The organism is Aggregatibacter kilianii (genome assembly GCF_003130255.1).
In the GTDB taxonomy this organism is placed as follows: domain Bacteria; phylum Pseudomonadota; class Gammaproteobacteria; order Enterobacterales; family Pasteurellaceae; genus Aggregatibacter; species Aggregatibacter kilianii.
Genome location: NZ_NRCN01000001.1, coordinates 2,004,282 through 2,022,361 on the forward strand (window position 1 = coordinate 2,004,282; position 18,080 = coordinate 2,022,361).

At 49.1% G+C, this 18,080-nt stretch carries 20 protein-coding genes; all 20 read left to right on the forward strand.

Annotated features, from left to right (window positions below):
• Positions 1–15 precede the first annotated feature (15 nt).
• The gene (locus DK428_RS09405) at positions 16–507 is read left to right on the forward strand and encodes a phage virion morphogenesis protein (RefSeq protein WP_109092158.1); all 492 of its coding nucleotides are present in this window, start codon (positions 16–18) and stop codon (positions 505–507) included.
• A gap of 226 nt (positions 508–733) precedes the next feature.
• Complete coding sequence (locus tag DK428_RS09410) at positions 734–1,762, forward strand: peptidase (protein WP_109092159.1); 1,029 nt, start codon at positions 734–736, stop codon at positions 1,760–1,762.
• Positions 1,759–2,124 carry a capsid cement protein gene (locus DK428_RS09415; protein WP_109092160.1) on the forward strand — a complete coding sequence of 122 codons (366 nt, stop codon included), beginning with the start codon at positions 1,759–1,761 and terminating at the stop codon, positions 2,122–2,124. Before DK428_RS09410 ends, DK428_RS09415 begins: the two co-directional genes overlap by 4 nt.
• A 62-nt stretch (positions 2,125–2,186) precedes the next feature.
• Positions 2,187–3,110, forward strand: coding sequence for a major capsid protein (locus tag DK428_RS09420; RefSeq protein ID WP_109092161.1), 924 nt, complete (start codon positions 2,187–2,189; stop codon positions 3,108–3,110).
• Positions 3,111–3,119: 9 nt separating this feature from the next.
• Positions 3,120–3,626: a gp436 family protein gene (locus tag DK428_RS09425; RefSeq protein WP_109092162.1), complete on the forward strand. Its 507-nt coding sequence runs from the start codon at positions 3,120–3,122 to the stop codon at positions 3,624–3,626.
• Positions 3,626–4,072, forward strand: coding sequence for a phage tail terminator protein (locus tag DK428_RS09430; protein ID WP_109090033.1), 447 nt, complete (start codon positions 3,626–3,628; stop codon positions 4,070–4,072). The genes DK428_RS09425 and DK428_RS09430 overlap by 1 nt, the downstream gene beginning before the upstream one ends.
• On the forward strand, positions 4,069–4,350 hold the full coding sequence (locus DK428_RS09435) for a DUF7210 family protein (RefSeq protein WP_109092163.1): 282 nt from the start codon (positions 4,069–4,071) through the stop codon (positions 4,348–4,350). Before DK428_RS09430 ends, DK428_RS09435 begins: the two co-directional genes overlap by 4 nt.
• The gene (locus DK428_RS09440) at positions 4,350–5,096 is read left to right on the forward strand and encodes a phage tail tube protein (RefSeq protein ID WP_109092164.1); all 747 of its coding nucleotides are present in this window, start codon (positions 4,350–4,352) and stop codon (positions 5,094–5,096) included. Before DK428_RS09435 ends, DK428_RS09440 begins: the two co-directional genes overlap by 1 nt.
• A 58-nt stretch (positions 5,097–5,154) precedes the next feature.
• The gene (locus DK428_RS09445; RefSeq protein WP_109092165.1) at positions 5,155–5,580 is read left to right on the forward strand and encodes a DUF6631 family protein; all 426 of its coding nucleotides are present in this window, start codon (positions 5,155–5,157) and stop codon (positions 5,578–5,580) included.
• 5 nt (positions 5,581–5,585) lie between these two features.
• Positions 5,586–5,768, forward strand: coding sequence for a hypothetical protein (locus DK428_RS09450; RefSeq protein ID WP_032995466.1), 183 nt, complete (start codon positions 5,586–5,588; stop codon positions 5,766–5,768).
• Positions 5,769–5,795: 27 nt separating this feature from the next.
• Positions 5,796–9,095, forward strand: coding sequence for a tape measure protein (locus tag DK428_RS09455; protein ID WP_109092166.1), 3,300 nt, complete (start codon positions 5,796–5,798; stop codon positions 9,093–9,095).
• 11 nt (positions 9,096–9,106) lie between these two features.
• The gene (locus tag DK428_RS09460; RefSeq protein ID WP_109092167.1) at positions 9,107–10,105 is read left to right on the forward strand and encodes a hypothetical protein; all 999 of its coding nucleotides are present in this window, start codon (positions 9,107–9,109) and stop codon (positions 10,103–10,105) included.
• 1 nt (position 10,106) lies between these two features.
• The gene (locus tag DK428_RS09465; protein WP_109092168.1) at positions 10,107–11,063 is read left to right on the forward strand and encodes a hypothetical protein; all 957 of its coding nucleotides are present in this window, start codon (positions 10,107–10,109) and stop codon (positions 11,061–11,063) included.
• 3 nt (positions 11,064–11,066) lie between these two features.
• A complete protein-coding gene (locus DK428_RS09470; protein ID WP_109092169.1) occupies positions 11,067–12,755 on the forward strand; it encodes a phage tail protein in 1,689 nt (562 codons plus the stop codon).
• Positions 12,756–12,809: 54 nt separating this feature from the next.
• Complete coding sequence (locus DK428_RS09475; RefSeq protein WP_109092170.1) at positions 12,810–13,619, forward strand: phage BR0599 family protein; 810 nt, start codon at positions 12,810–12,812, stop codon at positions 13,617–13,619.
• A 12-nt stretch (positions 13,620–13,631) separates the two neighbouring features.
• Positions 13,632–13,883 (forward strand): hypothetical protein, encoded by a 252-nt coding sequence (locus DK428_RS09480; protein ID WP_109092171.1) that lies wholly within the window; start codon positions 13,632–13,634, stop codon positions 13,881–13,883.
• Between the two features lie 3 nt (positions 13,884–13,886).
• Complete coding sequence (locus DK428_RS09485) at positions 13,887–14,093, forward strand: hypothetical protein (protein ID WP_109092172.1); 207 nt, start codon at positions 13,887–13,889, stop codon at positions 14,091–14,093.
• Complete coding sequence (locus DK428_RS09490; protein WP_109092173.1) at positions 14,093–16,879, forward strand: phage tail protein; 2,787 nt, start codon at positions 14,093–14,095, stop codon at positions 16,877–16,879. The genes DK428_RS09485 and DK428_RS09490 overlap by 1 nt, the downstream gene beginning before the upstream one ends.
• Before the next feature lie 75 nt (positions 16,880–16,954).
• Positions 16,955–17,146: a hypothetical protein gene (locus DK428_RS09495; RefSeq protein ID WP_109092174.1), complete on the forward strand. Its 192-nt coding sequence runs from the start codon at positions 16,955–16,957 to the stop codon at positions 17,144–17,146.
• Positions 17,147–17,233: 87 nt separating this feature from the next.
• Positions 17,234–18,064, forward strand: a complete 831-nt coding sequence (locus tag DK428_RS09500; RefSeq protein WP_109092175.1) for a hypothetical protein — start codon at positions 17,234–17,236, stop codon at positions 18,062–18,064.
• The last annotated feature ends 16 nt before the right edge of the window (positions 18,065–18,080 follow it).

Genomic DNA, 18,080 nt, shown 5'->3' on the forward strand with positions numbered 1-18,080 from the left:
AATATAGGACAAAATATGACCGCAGTCAACATTAAACTAGATATTTCGGAGCTTAGCCGCGTGATTGATAAGGCCTTGGCGAAATTAAATCGTCCTAAGCTGATGTTTGCCGAAATGGGCGAAGAGCTGTTGGCAATCCATTTTGCCAGGTTTGTTGCGCAGAAAGCCCCGGACGGCACGCCTTGGGTGCCTTTGCAGGATTGGTATCGCGACACCAAAAAGAAAAACGCCGATAAAATTTTAACCCTTGACGGGCATTTAAGTGGTACACTGCGCTACCAAGCAGATGATTCTGGCGTGGTGTTTGGCTCCGACCGCCCTTATGCGGCAATCCACCAATTCGGCGGAACGATCACCGCAAAAAATGCCAAAGCGTTAAATGTGCACGGACGCCGGGTGAAAAGCGTAACGATTCCGGCGCGCCCATGGCTCGGGTTATCCGCCGCCGACGAGCAACGATTACTTGATATTGCCCGAAAACATCTAAAAAACGATTTTAACGCGTAAAACGCGCGTACAGGCGTTTTAAATGAAAAAACGATAAACTATACCTCGAATTCGTTTTAGCGTGTTTATAAACGTTTATAAACATGCTAGAAACGATAATCCCCCTCTAAATAATCCTGCATTTGCAAAATTACCCCGTTTAATAATTCCAAACGCGGAAAAAATACAAATTTCCGTCGCCTCGGCATACTGTGGCCATAAAACACACATCCGAGGTTATTTATCTGTGAAACTCACCAAAATGGAAATTATGCGCGTCGGCACCCATACCGCCATGGACGGTCGCGAAATTAGCTTTTCGCAATCTGCGTTAGAAGATTTGAGCGCGCAATACGATCCAAAACTTTTCGAATCTCCGATTGTTATCGGTCACCCCAATCTCACCGCCCCGGCTTACGGCTGGGTGAAACAGACCAGTGTGGAGGACGGCATACTTTACGCCCACGTGGGACAAGTTGACGCAGCCTTCGCCGAGGCGGTGAATGCCGGACGTTACAAAAAACGTAGTGCATCCATTTTTCTGCCGGAAACCCCCGGCAACCCTAAACCCGGTCATCATTATTTACGTCATGTGGGCTTTTTGGGCGCAGTGCCGCCCGCTGTTAAAGGCTTGGCAGACGTGAACTTTGCGCAAAGCGAAGGCGGCGACAATGCGTTTGCCGACTTTGCCTTTGACGAATCCGACTCTGCTAACCCATCAACACAGGAGAAAACCATGACAGAAGCAGAACAAAAAGCCGCGATTGAAGCCGCCGCCGCAAAATTGGCAGCCGATGAAGTGGCGAAAAAAGAAGCCGACTTTGCCGCTCGTGAAGCCGCCATTGCTGAACGTGAAGACAAAGTAAAAGCCGCTGAGAATGAAAAGGCCAAAGCGGAAGCGGAAAGACAGAAAAAAGAAGCCACTGATTTTGCCGATAGCTTAGTGAAAGCGGGCAAAGTATTGCCGGCACATAAAGCGGGCTTGGTTGAAGTGATGGTGCAATTAGGCAACGCGCCGGTGTCATTTTCTGACGGCAATCAAACCGTCTCTAAATCGTCGATTGACGTATTAAAAGACGTGCTCAACGCTAAACCGGTGGATTTTTCAGAAAAATCCGGTGAGCCGGGCGAAAAAGACAAAGACGCGGTGGACTTTGCCGACGGTGCGTCTATCGCCAAAGCGGCGACCGCATATCAAGCGGAACAAGCGAAAGCAGGCGTTGAAATCACAATGACCGATGCCGTTAATCACATCATGAAAGGAGCGCAAAAATGAGCAACACCCCTGAATTAATCATTGCTTACGTCACCGAAGGCAAAATCGAAGGTTATCGCATTGTTGCTTTCGGTGAAGAAAAAGACGGTGCAAAACAAGCCACTGCCGTCACCGACAAACTGATCGGCATTTCTACCCGCGTGCCGAAAGACCCGGGCGAACATGTGGATGTAGTGCGCAGCGGTTTGTATCCGGTGATGTACGGCGCGGAAATCAAACGCGGCGACGCATTAACTACCGACGCACAGGGTCGCGCCGTGAAAGCCACTGCAAAACAAGCCTACATCGGCTTCGCCGAAGAAGACGGCGCGGAAGGTGATTTAGGCTCCCTGTTCATCGCCCCGGGTTTTGCCGCCGAATAACCCGTTCACCAAAATTAAGCGAAAACTGTAATTAATTTTCACCTATTGAAAAAGGATTAAAAATGAGTAAAGCAAATTTTCCGGTCAACCCGGTTTTAACTGCCATTGCGATTGCTTACCGCAACCGCCGCATGATTGCCGACGAAGTGTTACCTCGCACCGATGTGGGCAAACAAGAATTTAAATATCTGCAACATGATTTAGCCGAAGGTTTTACGGTGCCTAAAACCATTGTCGGCCGCACCTCGCGCCCGAATCAAGTGGAATTTAGCGCCACCGAATTAACCGCCTCTACCGAAGACCACGCGTTAGACGCACCGGTGCCGGTAGTTGACGCGAAAAATGCGCCGGCAAATTACGACCCGGACGGTCGCGCCGTAGAGCAAACCATCAACTTGATTGAATTGGCACGCGAAATCCGCACCGCAGGCTTGGTGTTTAACGAAAAATCCTATGTCAACGGCAACGTCAAAACCCTATCCGGTAACGACCAATGGACCCATGACGATGCAGACCCTATCCATCAGTTATTAGAAGCATTAGATACGCCGATTATGCGCCCGAATATCATGATTCTGGGGCAAAAAGCGGCAACCGCATTGCGTACCAACAAAAAAATCATCAAAGCGTACAACGGTACGTTAGGCGATTCCGGCTTGGTGCCGTTAGAGTTTTTGCGAGAGTTGTTTGAGCTCGACAAGATTTTAGTCGGTCAGACGCTGGTAAATACCGTGAACCTCGCTAAAAAGCCGGTGCTGGCGAACGCTTGGGGCGGTCACTGCTCACTGATTTATCGTGATGTATTAGCCGACACCCAACACGGCACCACTTTCGGCTTGACCGCCCAATTCGGTACCCGCGAAGTGCGCACTATCTTTGACAATGACATCGGTATGCGCGGCGGTAACCGTCACCGCGTCGGTGAATCCGTCAAAGAGTTGATCACCGCGAAGGATTTAGGCTTCTTCCTGAAAAACGTTATTTAAGGTCGCCGCATGTATATCACACTGCAACAATTGGGCGAGAAGCCTGGCGTGATGGAGCTGGCGCAAGTTACCGCGCAGGTGGGGCAACCACCTGCCGACTGGCGCATTATCGGCAAAATCATTGACGGCGAAGATGTCGCCGGTGAACTACCGGTAGCGGTTGAAAAAGCGCAGCAGGCAATCGCCCGCATTAACGAAGTAATTGCCGACGCCAATGCGTTAATTGACGGCTATTTGCGCCAACGCGGCTATAAGCTGCCGTTTAAGCAAACGCCGCGCATTTTAACCACGTGGGCGCGCAGTCTGGTCCGTTACTACCTGCACCAGCACTTGCCGGCAAAAGAAGCGGATAACCCGATTGTGCGCGACTACCGCGATACGCTCAAATTGTTGCAGTTGGTTGCGGAAGGTAAGTTTTCACTTGGCTTTGAGGACGAGCTCGTGCCCGCCTCCGGCTACCCGAAATTTACCAAACGTGACCGCGTGTTTACCGCTGAAACCCTGAAGGATTACTAATGCAATACGGACCGTTTGACATTAAACATGTTATTGAGCAGCTAAAGCCGCTCCAGCCGGACTACATCCACACGTTGGGATCTACCGCCGAATATCGCTCTATCAGTGATGTTAGTTTGGCGGGCTTGGCAACGCCTGCGGTGTTTGTCGTGCCAAACGGTGAGGTGGGAACGCTCAATGATGTGGCGATACGTCAAATGGTCACCGTCAGTTTTTCGGTTATCGTGATTGTGCAGTCGTATCAGTACAACGTTGAAACGCCGCATTTGAGCGTAAGTAATCCGGTTATCGGCAAAATCCGCGAGCAGTTAATGGGGTGGCGTCCACCGGTGCCGGGAGCAAAAGAAACCTTTTTTGTCCGTGGTGACATTGTGGATTACACCAACTCTTATCTCGTTTGGATGGAGACCTACCAAACCAAAATCATCATAGGAAGAAACCGATGAAACAAATCAAATTAAACCAACCGCATGTCCACGCCGGTATTAGCTATGCCACAGGTGATGTGATTGAGGTAACAGACGCTGACGCGGCATATCTCATCCGTCATCAAATAGGCGTAAGCGGAAAAAGTGCGGTAACAAAATCGGATGAAGCCGATAAGCCGACTGAGCAAGTAGCCTCGGAACAGTCCGCGCAATCCGAACAACAGCCCGGCGCCAACGCCGAAATCCCACCGTCCGCCGACGGTGAAACCGAAAATCAAAATCAAGGAGAACAATAATGGCACACGTTGAAACGTATTCTTACGGGCAAGGCAAGCTCTATCTTGCCGTGCGTGACGCGATGGGCAATATCGGCGCGCAACGCTGGGTGGGTGATGTATCCGAGCTATCTATCTCATTAACCGTAGAAAGCTTCGAACACAGCGAATCCTATTCCGGCACCCGCCAAAAAGTGCGCAAAATTATCACTAGTAGAACAGGCGAAGTATCGGCTAAATTCCACGAATTTAGCGCAGCAAATCTTGCCTTGTTATTGTTGGGCGAAGAAGTAACTGTTTCTGCCGGTAGTGTCACGGGCGAAAAATTGCCGGCAGTGATTAAAGCCGGTGACCGCATTACATTAGCGCATCAAGATGTGAGCGAAGTAAAAATCGGCTCATTGGTTGAAGGTACGGATTACACCGTAGATCCGATTTTTGGTGCAGTCGAATTTCTGAAAGATATTTCTGCAAATACCGACACAGCAGCTTATAAATACGGCGAAGTCCAAATCATTGCTATGCTCACCACCAATCCGAAAGATCTGTTTTTGCGCTATGAGGGCATTAACTTAGCCGAAAATAATGAGTGGAATGTGGTTGAGTTATACAAAATCAACTTTACCCCGACCGAAGCCTTAAGCCTCATCAATAATGAAAACTCATTAGATGCGCTAAATACCAAAGCCACGGTGCTCGCCGATACCACCAAAGTAGGCGATGTAACGCTTGGTCGTTTTGGACGCGTGATTAAAATCCGCAAATAATCCCCTTCCCCGGGTAATACCCGGGGAACTCTCCAAGCAAAATATAAGAGCAATAAATATGCAAAATCAAGCCACCTCTGAACTTGACATCCTCTACCCAAATCGCGACATCACCGTGGGCGGCGAAACCGTCACCGTAAAGGAATACACGCTTATCCAACAAATGCAACATAACGCCAAATTGGCAGCGTTTATCGCAACCTTGCGCAATCAGTTAGCCAGTGTTGATAAGCCCGAAAATGCGCGGTGGGATGAGATTATGCAAGCGCTTGCCGACAACTACCAAGCCATTATTGAGCTGGTTGCCGTATCCATTAACAAGCCTGTGGAATTTGTCGCTAATTTAAACGCCCAGGAAGGCGAAGATTTGATGTTGTTGTGGTGGGCGGTCAACAGTAATTTTTTTACCCGCAAAGCGGTGCAACCGCTAGTCGAGCAAATAGCACAGACCAATGCGCGCCGCCTGATTGGGGAGAAATCATAGAGCACTTGGTAGCTAACGGTCACCAATTTAATGAGCTGGGGCAATACACCGCCCGGCAACTCATCCTATTTTACGAAAAATCCATGCTCCGCGCCCGCCGTGAGCGCGCCGCACGAGCGATAGATTGCGCCGTAGGATTTAGCGGCGGCAAAGACTTAACCAATTATATTAACGACCTGACCGCATAAAGTGCGGTCAATTTTTAAGGTGAATTTATGGCAGCAGATACCTTGACGCTTGCAATGCGCATTAAAGCTGATGTGGATGCGGCGGTGCGTAATTTTAAACAGTTTAAAGCGGAAATCACAGGCGTTGGCACGGCAAGTGATCGCTTGAGCGCGCAAGGTAAAGCGGGTGCGCAAGGTTTAAGCGTACTAGATACTGTCACCGGGCAACTTAACAACAAGCTAAAACAAACCAAGACGGAATTAAACAGTGTCAGTCAACAATTAAACGGGTTTAAGTCCCAATTGTTAGGATTTACCGCTATTGCCGGGGTGTCTCTTGGCGCTAAAAGCATCTTACTTGATGCTGATGCCATGACTAGCTATCAGGCGCGCATTAAACTTGTCTCCCGCACAAACAACGAGGCGAAAGGCACATTTAGAGAGTTGATGGACATCTCTAACGAGACGGGCAATGCGTTTAAATCCACTGCGGAGCTTTACACCCGCGTTTACCGTGCTTTGGGCGACAAAGCCAACAGCGCGGAACTCCTCCAATTTACCCGTACATTGCAACAAATGGTGGTCGTCTCCGGGGCATTGCCGGAAGAAGCTAAGTCCGCCATTATCCAGTTATCCCAAGGGTTAGCCTCCGGCACCTTGCGCGGCGAGGAATTTAACTCCGTGGCCGAGCAAATGCCTATCTTTTTAGAGGTACTGCAAAAATCCCTCGGCAAAACCCGAGCCGAATTGCGAAAAATGGCCGAAGATGGCGAGCTCACACCACAGATTATCTTGAGCGCGACCAAAGAAGCCGCCGCCGAAATCGAAAAACAATACGAATCCATGCCGCTGACTATCGGTCGCGCCGGCGCGCATTTTGGCAACGCGTGGACGGAATACCTTAACAAAACCGACAACGCTATCTCTTTAACCGCAACAGTAGCGGCCGCAATTAGTGGGCTTGCTAATAATCTAGATTTATTTGGCAATGTTGCACTTGTGGTTGCCGCAGTGGCCGCGTCCCGCTTTGTCGCCGGCATGGTACAAAGTGCGGCAGCTATGGCGCGCAATGCCGCGGTGACAGCGGCATCCAACAATACACTGGTTGCGCGTGCCGCTATTGAGGTTAAAGCCGCCCAGGCATCAGTGGCGATGGCCGCGTCAACCGATAGAGCAACACTAGCCACGGAACGCCTGACGCTGGCTAATCGCAATCTCGCAGTAGCCATGCGCGCCGCTACGTTTAGCGGACTGGGACAAAGTTTACTCGCGCTTGCAGGTGGCCCTATTGGTCTGGCTATTACCGCTATTTTTGGCCTTTATGCGGCGTATGAATACATCAAGGGTAAAGAGGCTGAACTTGATGCGCAATACCAACAAACCACAAACGCCGTCCAATCCAACATCGACAAAACAAATGCGCTAATTGACGCCCGCACAAAACTGGGAGAGCTTGGCGGATTTAGTGAGCGTTTGACGCAGGTTGACATAAACAATAAAACCCTAGATGAAGCCAAGGCGAAACTTGACGAACTAATCCAAGTCCGCAATCAGTTACAAGAGCAAATGTTGACCGACAGTGTCGGCGGATTTTTGAATTTAGAAAAATTTGAAGAAGCAAATAAGCGAATCCAAGAGCTTGAAGCGCATATCCGGGAGTTACAAGGTAGCACGGACATCTTAGCCAACACCAACCAAGCACAGCTTACTGCCGCCTTTAACGCGGCAATTGAAGCAGGTGGCGAACTTGCCGAGAAACTCAAAGCCCTGGGCGACCCAACAGCGCCGGAAGCAATGAAGCTATTAGAGGACGTCATCAAAAAGAATGAGGGCGCGCTTGTTGAGATGCAGGGTGAACTCAAAAATCTGGAGACTAAATTAAAAAGCGAGTTTGCCGACGCTACGCTGACCGCCGCGCAAAAAATGGAGCAATTTAGAGATCGTGTGATTGCCGCCGCCAAAGGTGCAGGAAGCAGTGGGGCATTTTTGCAACCGTTAATCGACCGGCTCAATAATGTAATTGAATTGCAAAATCAGGTGGCCGCCGCCAAGCAATCAAAAGAAAACGAGAAAAAGCTGGATGCCCTACGCACACAAGCGGAAAAATCCAAGCTGAATGCCCGCGGCCAACGTGATTACGACATCAAACACCACAATTGGGACAGCGAAGAACAACGCAATCAAGCGTTGGCCTACTCTGCTCAAATCGAAGCAGGCGAAAAAACCAAGAAATCCGCCCGGTCATCAAAAACCAAATACGATGCGACGGACAAAAACCTTGCGCTTAACGTGCAGTATTTGCGCCTTACAGGTCAAGAGGTTAAGGCTAACTTAACCGACATCGAAGGGCGTTACAGCAAACTTTTAGCCGAGTTTACCAAGCACTCCAATGTGGACGGGATTAATTTGATTAAAAAAATCTTGCCGTTGGAACAAGCCAAGGCGCAGGTGGACGGCGTGCAAAACGAGATTAATCGCTTGTATCAAAATCAAAGCACCCAAGAGCAACGCATACAAGCGCAGGTGCAAGTTGGCTTAATTAGCCACCTTGAGGGGCAACAACAATTGAAGGCCCTATACACCGAAACTGTGGCCGAACTTGAAAAACAAATCCCGGTGTTGGAAAAGCTCGCCCAAATGCCGGGCGCGCAAGGTGAAGCGGCGAAAAACTCTCTAGAGGGGATGAAAATCAAGATTGCCGAGCTTAAAAACGCGGGTAACGAACTTGAAAAGACCTTTAAAGAGGGTTTAACCGAAGGGTTACAAAGCTCAATCGTGGGCTTGGCAAAAGGCACAATGACACTGCGTGAAGCGGTGCTGAATCTCACTAACACGATTTTAGATGCAATGATTCGGATTGCGGCACAACAACTTGTCACGCAAGTCACAAGTTCTGCCGGGAGTTGGTGGAGTGCTATCGCTAGCGCGTTTTCCGGTGCGGGCGGTCACGCCACCGGCGGGCCAATTCGTGGACCAGGCACAAGCACATCCGATTCCATTCCCGCTCGCCTTTCGGACGGCGAATGGGTGATTCAGGCGTCGGCTGTATCGCACTACGGTCACGCGTTTATGGACGCTATCAACAATAAGCGCCTGCGCAAACTCGCCACCGGCGGCCCGGTATCTGTCCCGCCTGTGCCAAGCTACAGTGAGCCCGGATTAAGTGATTCTTTGCGCGACGGTCGCACAGGCGCGCAGGTGGTAGCATCACCGGTCAACATCCAACAGACACTCGCCGTTGACAGCGCGGAGTTGTTTACCGCGGGGCTCAAGACCAATGCAGGCGTTAAGGCAGTAATCACCATGCTCCGCGCCAACAAGCAAACCGTAAAAGATATTTTAAATTAAGGAGTTACGATATGTCATACAAAACTGGCATCGCGCAAAACGAGCGCGATTTGCTTGACATACTCAATAAGTTTTTAACCACCGACCCGACGTTGGTTGCTAACGGGCAGGCGTGGACGGTGTTGTTGGACAAAACCGTTGCAAAAACAGCAACGGAAGTGGAAAAACGCAAAATTATGTGGAAATCCACCGGAACCGGAGTTGAGCAAGATATTTATGTGATGTGTGAGTCTGTCAACAGTATCTCGCAAGACATTTACAATCTCAACTTTTTTGGCGGTACATTTTTTAACAGCGAATTAGTCAAGGGCGATAACGTACAAGCAGGGATTATCAATATCTCGCCGGGAGTGGTGTTATTTGCTGACGCTCGCCCGATTGACTATTACATGGTCGCCGATGGACGTTGCTTTAAGGTGGTGACACGTATCTCTAATGTGTGCTCAAGTACCTATTGTGGCTTTATTCTGCCAACCGTACCGCCGACAGAATATCCCTATCCGCTTTGCATTGCGGGGAGCGCACCAATTCGAACGCCAAAATCAAGAAATGATAGCCCGATATTTTTGCGTTACTCAAACACTGAATTTTATAACTCATCCATTGTAGATCCGTTAAGCGGCAATTGTTGGTTGTTCGCACCAGACCAAAGCTGGCGAGATTTTAGCGGAAGCGATTATCAAACATATTCCAACGATTCAAGCGAGCAATCGCTTTATCCGTGTGCGATTTCACAAAAACACAATGATAAAAATTGGTACATCATGAAAACGTTAAGTGCTTCCCCGGGCGGAAGTTATCCGCTCATCCCGGTTGAGTTTATTAGCTTTAAAAAATCATCGCAGGGTGAAAACCGATGGGGTGCGTATGATGGTGTTTATTGGATTCCGGGTGTACAACGTGCAGTGGGCGACGAGGTGACATTGCCAAATGGCAACAAAGGCGTGGTGTGTAACGGCGCGTTTCGCACCACAACAACCGATTATTTTGTTTTAGAGCTGGGAGCATGATATGGCATATCAAACAGGCACAGTGACTAACGTCACCGAATTACTTAAAAAACTCGCAGAATTTGCCGTCACACAAAACTGGACGATTAACAAAAATGAAAACAATGTGTTGTATTTAAGCAATTCTGACGGGTATTGGGCGCTTGAGTTTAAAAATAAGATGCTTTTTGTGATCGCTTGCACTGGTGTTGATAAAAATCGGGATTGTTTTAATCAGCCTGGGGCGTCATGTAATAACTCATACTCTAAAGTAAAAACGCAGACGTCTCATTTAGATGCCAACAAGTTTGTTAGTTATGACTTTTTCGGCACGGCACAATATTTGCATGTTTGCGTGCAATACCAAGCCGAGAGGTTCCGCCATTTTGGCTTTGGGACGCTTAACAAAGAGGGGCAATATACCGGCGGGCAATATGCGTTTGGAACGACTTTTTACGAATCCGGTTATAACCGCGAAACCCTTGGCTCAAGTAATACAACGCTTGGCATGGCGGAAGGTAATAACGCATACGGTCCGGTCGTGCGTGCGGATAATCTTGCAGGAGATACTCGCACGCCGTGGTATTTCCAAGCGGACGGTCGTTATCAATATAACAATCTGGATAAAGCGGAATTCGGGTGTTATATGCTGACTAACGGCTCAATATTTAATTATAAACACCATCCGGATAGTATGCTGCTCACGCAGAGCCAAAGCAAATTCGGGCAGTTGGTACTACCCGTTGCTAATGCCCCGATTGCGCATTGTATTGATAATTTATTACGCCGTCTTGGTACCATCCCCGACCGTTTTGAGTGTCGATTGGTTGGCATTATCCCACGTCAAAAGCTCCAAATTAACGGGGATACATGGTTATTTGTGCCAGGTGCTCAATATCAAGCGGGTAATCCAAGCCGTGCGCCGACTGATAATGACAACTCCGGCGAATACGGCGTGGCATATCGCATTATAGAGTAAATCATGGCAAAGATTAACGGCTATTTAATTACCCGCGGTGCAGGTGCACGCATTAAAGATACGGGATATCTTGACGGGTTGACTGCGTACCGAGGGGCTAATTCAAGGCTCGTCAATCAGCGGTTGGTTATTAGCGGGCAGATTCACGTGCGCAATATCAAAAATCAGACGTTGGGTGCGCAGGCGTATGTTATCCCTAACTATTACTCTGATCTTTACAAGCGCATTATTGTTATCCCGCACACCGTCAATCTTGGCTCAATCTCCACTGACCAGACTTTCCACGTGCGAGTCTGGAATGCCAACAAAAGTGCGGTAAAACTGTTATCTGTTTCCGTGGTTGGCGGTGAGGGCATAGAGCTTGTCGGCCCAACATCCGGCACATTTAACGCGCTCGCCCTTAAAAAGTGGACGGTTAAAGTCGGCATGCAGGGCGCGCCGGTGATTGATTGCGTCGTCACGTTTAACTTTTTAGGCAAAAGTCCTGTCACCTTACGCATTACCGGCTCGCGCTCAACCGACTGGTCGTTTATGCCAGATTGGTCAGAAGACGTGACCGAAAACCTGGAGTGGCTCACGCGCGTGCATCAATCCGTGACCGCCGCCGAACAACGCATTGCGCGTCGTTTAAGCCCGCGCCGTACTTTTGAGTTTAAAGTGAGTTTTTGCGAGGTGGAGCGCCAACAATTTGAATCCGCGCTTTACGGCTACGGCTCGCGCGTGTGGTCACTGCCGATTTTTACCGACTGTGCAAGACTGTTACAGCCTGTGCAACAAGGCGCGGTGGATTTGCCTATTAACACGGTGGGCTATGATTTTGCCGTGGGTGGGCGTGCAATTATGATGACCGGAAGCAACAAGGAGATGGTTGAGGTCACTGCGCTGGAGCCCAATAAAATCACGGTTAAGCGCCCTATTGTTGGCAATTACGATCAGTCCTTTACAGCCATTTATCCGTTGCGTTCTGCGGTGCTCACAGATATGCCGCAGGTGCGCCGCTTAAGCGATAACGTGTCAACCGCACAAATCCGCTTGCAACTGCACGAGCATAATGCCTGGAGTGATGATGTGAGCCATTTGCCGACGTATCGCAATCACCCGGTGTTGGAGCCGACCTCCGAATGGTCGGAAGACATCACCGCGCAATATGCGCGGCTGATTAAGACGCTGGATAACGAGACGGGCTTACCGTACTACTTAGATACGGCCAACAAGGCGATGCAAATCACCGCCCACCGCTTTGTGGCAAGCGGGCGGGAAGAACAACGCAAGCTCCGCAATCTGTTTTATCACTTACGCGGTCGTCAGCGTGCGATTTGGGTGGCGACCTCAAGCACGGATGTGACGCCCGTGGGCGATATTGTCGGCAAGACCTTAGATATTGCTTACATCAACTATACCGGCGCACTGCAAAAGCAAACAGGACGGCAAGACGTGCGCATTGAGTGCACCGGCGGGCGGATTTTTTATCGCCGTATCCTGTCATCCGCAGTGATTAACTCTGCAACAGAGCGGCTCGCATTTGACGGTGACACTATCAATATCAAGCAAAGAGATATTCTCAAGATTTCATATTTAACGCTTTCCCGCTTGGAGAGTGACACAGTCAGCTGGGTGCATCATACCGACGCAGATGGCGCGGCAACGGTGACGGTGAGCTTCCGCGGGCTCCGCGACGAGCTGGAGCCGTAAAAACATCCACAAAAACGACCGCACTTTTAAAGAAGGTTTAAAGGATATTTAAAGATGAGTTATTTAAGCAAAACACATTCCGTTGCCGAGGGTCGCCCAATTGACTTGTATCAATTTGTGCGCGGCGAAAACGAGAAAATCTGGCGCTTTTGTAATGCGGACAAGGATTTGGAGATTAACGGCGAAAAATGGTTGGCTTCCGCTATCAGTGATGTCCGTGACGGCGGAGGTGACGGCAATGTAACGCTTCGCATGCCAAGTAACAACCCCGTGGCGCGCCTGTATCGAGGGCTTCCGCCGAGCCAAACTGTTAAGCTCACTATTATGCGCTTACATGAGGATGACAAAGAGATTCGCATTGTATGGATTGGCACGATTACGGAGGCAAGTCGACCGGATATACATACTACCAATCTTACCTCCGCGGCATTGTCCGACACCATGGATAGCGCAGGATTGCGTCTGACTTGGGGGCGTAACTGCCCTTATACACTGTATGACGTGGATTGCAAAGTTAAGCCCGGCAACTTTGTTTTGGCGGGGCTCACCATAAGCGCGATGGACGGTGTATCTATCACTGTTGATTTACCGCAAAACTTGCCGCAGGGTTGGTTTAATGCAGGTTTCATCGAGTGGGTGGACGACGGTGTGCGCGAGGTGCGTGCAGTGACCGTTCATCAAAATAATAAGCTCACGCTCATGGGCGGCACACAAAAGCTGTCTATCGGTACAATCATTAAGGTGTATCCGGGTTGTGATGGGCGCGCGCAAACCTGTCTTAATAAATTTAAAAATATGCTTAATTTTGGCGGCGTGCCACATATGCCGACCAAATCGCCGTATGACGGCTCACGGGTATTTTAGGGGGTATTAATCATGTATGAGTCAATTGCATGGGCAATCGTCAAAATCGTCGCTTGGGCGGTTGCCAGTTATTACATTAATCAAGCGCTTAACAATAGACGAGGCAATAATAACGGGCCAGAAGCGGTGAGTGCGAAAGACTGGAATTTTCCGCAAATTGACGAGGGCACGCCGCAGTGCGTGTTTTTTGGCGATTGTTGGACTGAGGACTGGCAAGTGTTGGCGTATGGTAACTACCGCACTACCGAGATTAAAAAAGGATAAGTTATGGATAGCATTACTATCACAATGCAAGATATGCGCCGGGTAGATTTCTGCACCTCCGGTGTGGAGGCGTTTTTTGTGCGCGAGGGCTTGGACTATGCCGATTTTTTAGCACACGGGATTGATTCTCAGGTGCTTTTAAACACGGGCAGTGTGTTTGCCCGCAAATGTATTAATGCCGCCATTGCGGCGCGTCAGGGGGATAAATAATGGGTGGCAAACGTAAGGGCGGTGAGGTTACGGTTGGTTACCGTTATTACTGGGATATTCAATCTGGCCTTGGACGCGGGCCGGTGGACGAGATTGTCGAGCTCCGCGTGGATGATAAGACGGCGTATGTTGGCAAGCCTGGTGAGCTTACGCGCTCGCAAGCGATTTATGTTGATAAGCCTAACTTATTTGGCGGCGATAATACCGGTGGTGAGGGCGGGATTCAGGGCCGCATGGAGATACTCATGGGCGAGCCCGACCAAAAACCAACGCAAATGCTGATTAATTTGCTTAAGGGTGTACTTAACCCAGCACTTCATCCGCCTAAAGGCCCTGTGGTTTTTGGTCGCCGTAAAGGGCAAAAACCACCTCAACTGTCTTTTTTTACGCCCGGTGATGTGACTGCCGGTAAGTTGGAGTCAAACGACCAAATCCCAGGGTTTAGAGGGGTTGTCACGACAGTGTTTAGCGGGTTGATTAGTTGCTATAACGCGTACCCCAAAAAGCATAGTTACCGTGTACGCCGAGCAAATAAAGGGTGGCACGGCGGTGTAGTGTGGTACCCGGAAAAAGCTAAAATCTTGCTACGTAACGATAATCTCAAAATCTCCGGGTTAACCTCGGAGCAGGAGCAAAATGTACGCCAAATCCACGCGATGAATCCGGCACATATCTTGGTTGAGTGCGCGACAAATAAGAGTTGGGGCGGCAAAAAAGACCTCACCGATTTGGATTTAGATAGCTATAAAAAAGCCGCCGATACGCTTTATGCTGAGGGCTTTGGCTTGTGCATCCGCTACAACCGCCAAACCTCCATCAAGGAGTTTATCCAGCAGATTGTTGACCACATCGGTGCGGCGCAATATGACAACATCGAAACAGGTAAACAGGCAATTAAACTGATTCGCCATGATTACAAGGTCGAGGATTTACCGCTGTTTACATACGACAACGGGATTCTGTCCGTGCTCGATGACGACAGCGCGGCGACTGATAAACAGGCTAATCAAATAATTGTTAAATATCGTGAACCGGTAACTAACCGCGACGACCAGGCCATTGCTAACAATATCGCTGCAGTGCAAATGCACGGCGTAATTAGTAAGACGGTTGAGTACAAAGGGATTCCAACTTTTGATTTGGCTGCACGTGTAGCGCAACGTGATTTAGAGATGATTGCCAGTGGCTTAACGCGACTTAAAATCACATTTGATATGCGCGGCAGTGAGTTACGCCCGGGCGATGTTATCCGGGTTAATCTGCCGGAGCGTGACATTGTGGATGTGGTCTTTCGTGTGGGTGAGATCAAAAATGGCAATGAGGGCGAGATTGTGGCTACCTGTCTGCAAGATGTGTTTGGACTGCCGTCAGCTAACTACTCCACCAAAAAGGGTGAGTCGCTTTATATTCCGCCTGATTACACCGCCAAACCAATTACCACCGCGCGGTTATTTGAGGTGCCTTATCATGTGTTACCGCTTGTGTTATCTGACGCAGAGCGTGCATATATTAAGCTGACCGATTGTTTTGTGTGGAGCTTAGCCGCACAACCGACCGCACTTTCCGTCGGTTATGACATGTTAGTGGATGTGGGCGCAGACTACGCAAAAACCGCGACAGGGTCATTTACGCCGCATGTGGAGATTGTCGGTGATGTTACGCCATATCAAACTAGCATTAAGTTTAAGCTAGAGGGAGAGTATTCCGCCCTCTCGGGTGCTGAGGCACTCATTGTAGGCGATGAGATTATTAAGATTGATACTGTGGATTTTGATACCGGCACAATGACCGTGGGGCGCGGTTGTGCGGATACTATCCCGCAAGCACACAAAGCAGGCGCCTTGGCTTGGTGTTATCTGATATCTGCCGGGATGGATGAGACCAAATACGCACCAGGCGAAAAAGTACGAATTAAATTACTCACCCGGACTGCCCAACAAACGCTTGATGAGACTAAGACTGAGGCGCTTACACTTACCACCCGTCAACGTCAAGCCCGCCCTTATCCGCCGGGTAAAGTGCAAATTGATGGCGGCTACGGCAACACCATTAATGACAAATCCGCATTTAAACTCACTTGGGCACACCGTGACCGTGATGTGCAAGCGGATAAGTTGATTCCGCATACGGACGGTAGCACCGTTTTGGGCAAGGATGTCAGCTACAAAGTAGATTTAATAGACGGCAACACCGTGGTGCGGTCTATTAATACTACCTCGACCGAGTTTGTTTACCCGGACGCCAAAAAGGTAGAGGGTGAGCAATTTAGCCAAATAGCGCTTTATAGCGTCAAAGATGACTTGCAAAGCATGCATCGTTATGTGTTCAGGGTTGGCGGTGCAATGACATTGCTTCGCTCATTTGATTATCAGGCGCGCTGGACATCTGGCGATTACGTCTTTAACCGCTACAATGACGGTTATTTTGGTGGGCTGGGTTATTTAATGTTAAGCGCTAGCTCGCCAAATTACGATATTTACAATGATTACACCGTGCCGGCGGGGCAATACGCCCGCTTTGTGTTGGATTATAAGATTTTGACGTATAACCGCCGCAGTGGCAAATGCAAGGTAATTGTGCAACTGCTCAACGGCACAAACGTGGTGCAATCATACGAGTCCGAGTTGATGGGCGACTGGCCAACAGACGATTGGCATCCTCAACAAGTATCCGGAGCGATTCCGCCGGAGGTGACAACCATTAGATTTAAGATTGTGGCTCAACCTGGCATTAGTACTAACGCGCTGACATTTAGAGATATTACCATCAGGGTTGGGGAGGAGTAGCTTTCAAATAATTTAAAAACTGACCGCACTTTAAGATGAATTAATAATCAACAACCCCAAAATAAGGATTAAACAATGCAAGATAAAACAGTCACCCTCCGCAACGGCAATGCCGGCACTGTTGTCTATGAGAGCCAATTTGGCAAGCTATTAATCGTTGAGCATAACGGCGATGAGCTACCACCGACGCACTGGCATAACGCTAACGGCTCATTTTATGCGGACGCACAAAGCCCGCTTGATGTAGTTGACATTAACCAAGGATAGATACAATGCCAAACAAACAAACAAACAAACAAACAAACAAACAAACAAACAAACAAACAAACAAACAAACAAACAAAGGAAGTAGTTATGTTTAAGCAAGCCCCATTACCGTTTGTCGGTCAAAAGCGCATGTTTTTAAATCATTTTAAAGCGATTTTAAACGAGCAGATTCCGGGTGATGGTGAGGGCTGGACGATTATTGACACGTTCGGCGGCTCAGGCTTGCTTAGTCATACTGCAAAACAACTTAAACCCCGCACCCGTGTGATTTACAACGACTTCGACGGCTACGCTGAGCGCATTAAGCATATCGACGACATTAACCGCTTGCGTGCGCAAATTGCTGCGTTATTAGCGGGTGTTCCGCGCCAAAAACGCGTCACCGATAAAGCGCTTAAAGCGGAGATTATCAAGACTATTGAGGCATTCGACGGTTATATAGATCTCGCTTCGCTTGCCAGTTGGTTGTTGTTCTCCGGGCAACAAGTCGGCTCATTTGATGAGCTCTGCCGCAAAGACTTCTGGCACTGTGTACGTGCGTCTGATTATCCGTCCGCCGATGGTTATCTTGACGGCGTGGAGGTGGTTTCGGAGTCGTTTCACACGCTACTGCCACGCTTCACAGCCGACCCGCAGGCAGTATTTGTACTAGACCCGCCTTACTTATGCACTAAGCAAGAGAGTTACAAGCAGGCGCATTACTTTGATTTAATCGACTTCTTACGACTAATCAACATCACCCGCCCACCGTATATCTTCTTTAGCTCGACTAAATCGGAGTTTGTGCGGTTTATTGAGTACATGCAGCAAGATAAGGTGGATAACTGGCAGGCGTTCGACGGCGTGCAGCGGGTAGCAATTAAGACGGCTCTTAACTACCAAGGCGAGTACGAGGACAATATGGTGTACAAGTTCTGATGTTACCGACATTAAT

What these genes read in the sequence shown, in the direction of transcription:
- DK428_RS09405 (WP_109092158.1), top strand. Translation starts at nt 16, where the DNA reads ATGACCGCAGTCAACATTAAACTAGATATTTCGGAGCTTAGCCGCGTG.
- DK428_RS09415 (WP_109092160.1), top strand. Translation starts at nt 1,759, where the DNA reads ATGAGCAACACCCCTGAATTAATCATTGCTTACGTCACCGAAGGCAAA.
- DK428_RS09420 (WP_109092161.1), top strand. Translation starts at nt 2,187, where the DNA reads ATGAGTAAAGCAAATTTTCCGGTCAACCCGGTTTTAACTGCCATTGCG.
- DK428_RS09425 (WP_109092162.1), top strand. Translation starts at nt 3,120, where the DNA reads ATGTATATCACACTGCAACAATTGGGCGAGAAGCCTGGCGTGATGGAG.
- DK428_RS09430 (WP_109090033.1), top strand. Translation starts at nt 3,626, where the DNA reads ATGCAATACGGACCGTTTGACATTAAACATGTTATTGAGCAGCTAAAG.
- DK428_RS09435 (WP_109092163.1), top strand. Translation starts at nt 4,069, where the DNA reads ATGAAACAAATCAAATTAAACCAACCGCATGTCCACGCCGGTATTAGC.
- DK428_RS09440 (WP_109092164.1), top strand. Translation starts at nt 4,350, where the DNA reads ATGGCACACGTTGAAACGTATTCTTACGGGCAAGGCAAGCTCTATCTT.
- DK428_RS09445 (WP_109092165.1), top strand. Translation starts at nt 5,155, where the DNA reads ATGCAAAATCAAGCCACCTCTGAACTTGACATCCTCTACCCAAATCGC.
- DK428_RS09455 (WP_109092166.1), top strand. Translation starts at nt 5,796, where the DNA reads ATGGCAGCAGATACCTTGACGCTTGCAATGCGCATTAAAGCTGATGTG.
- DK428_RS09460 (WP_109092167.1), top strand. Translation starts at nt 9,107, where the DNA reads ATGTCATACAAAACTGGCATCGCGCAAAACGAGCGCGATTTGCTTGAC.
- DK428_RS09465 (WP_109092168.1), top strand. Translation starts at nt 10,107, where the DNA reads ATGGCATATCAAACAGGCACAGTGACTAACGTCACCGAATTACTTAAA.
- DK428_RS09470 (WP_109092169.1), top strand. Translation starts at nt 11,067, where the DNA reads ATGGCAAAGATTAACGGCTATTTAATTACCCGCGGTGCAGGTGCACGC.
- DK428_RS09475 (WP_109092170.1), top strand. Translation starts at nt 12,810, where the DNA reads ATGAGTTATTTAAGCAAAACACATTCCGTTGCCGAGGGTCGCCCAATT.
- DK428_RS09480 (WP_109092171.1), top strand. Translation starts at nt 13,632, where the DNA reads ATGTATGAGTCAATTGCATGGGCAATCGTCAAAATCGTCGCTTGGGCG.
- DK428_RS09485 (WP_109092172.1), top strand. Translation starts at nt 13,887, where the DNA reads ATGGATAGCATTACTATCACAATGCAAGATATGCGCCGGGTAGATTTC.
- DK428_RS09490 (WP_109092173.1), top strand. Translation starts at nt 14,093, where the DNA reads ATGGGTGGCAAACGTAAGGGCGGTGAGGTTACGGTTGGTTACCGTTAT.
- DK428_RS09495 (WP_109092174.1), top strand. Translation starts at nt 16,955, where the DNA reads ATGCAAGATAAAACAGTCACCCTCCGCAACGGCAATGCCGGCACTGTT.
- DK428_RS09500 (WP_109092175.1), top strand. Translation starts at nt 17,234, where the DNA reads ATGTTTAAGCAAGCCCCATTACCGTTTGTCGGTCAAAAGCGCATGTTT.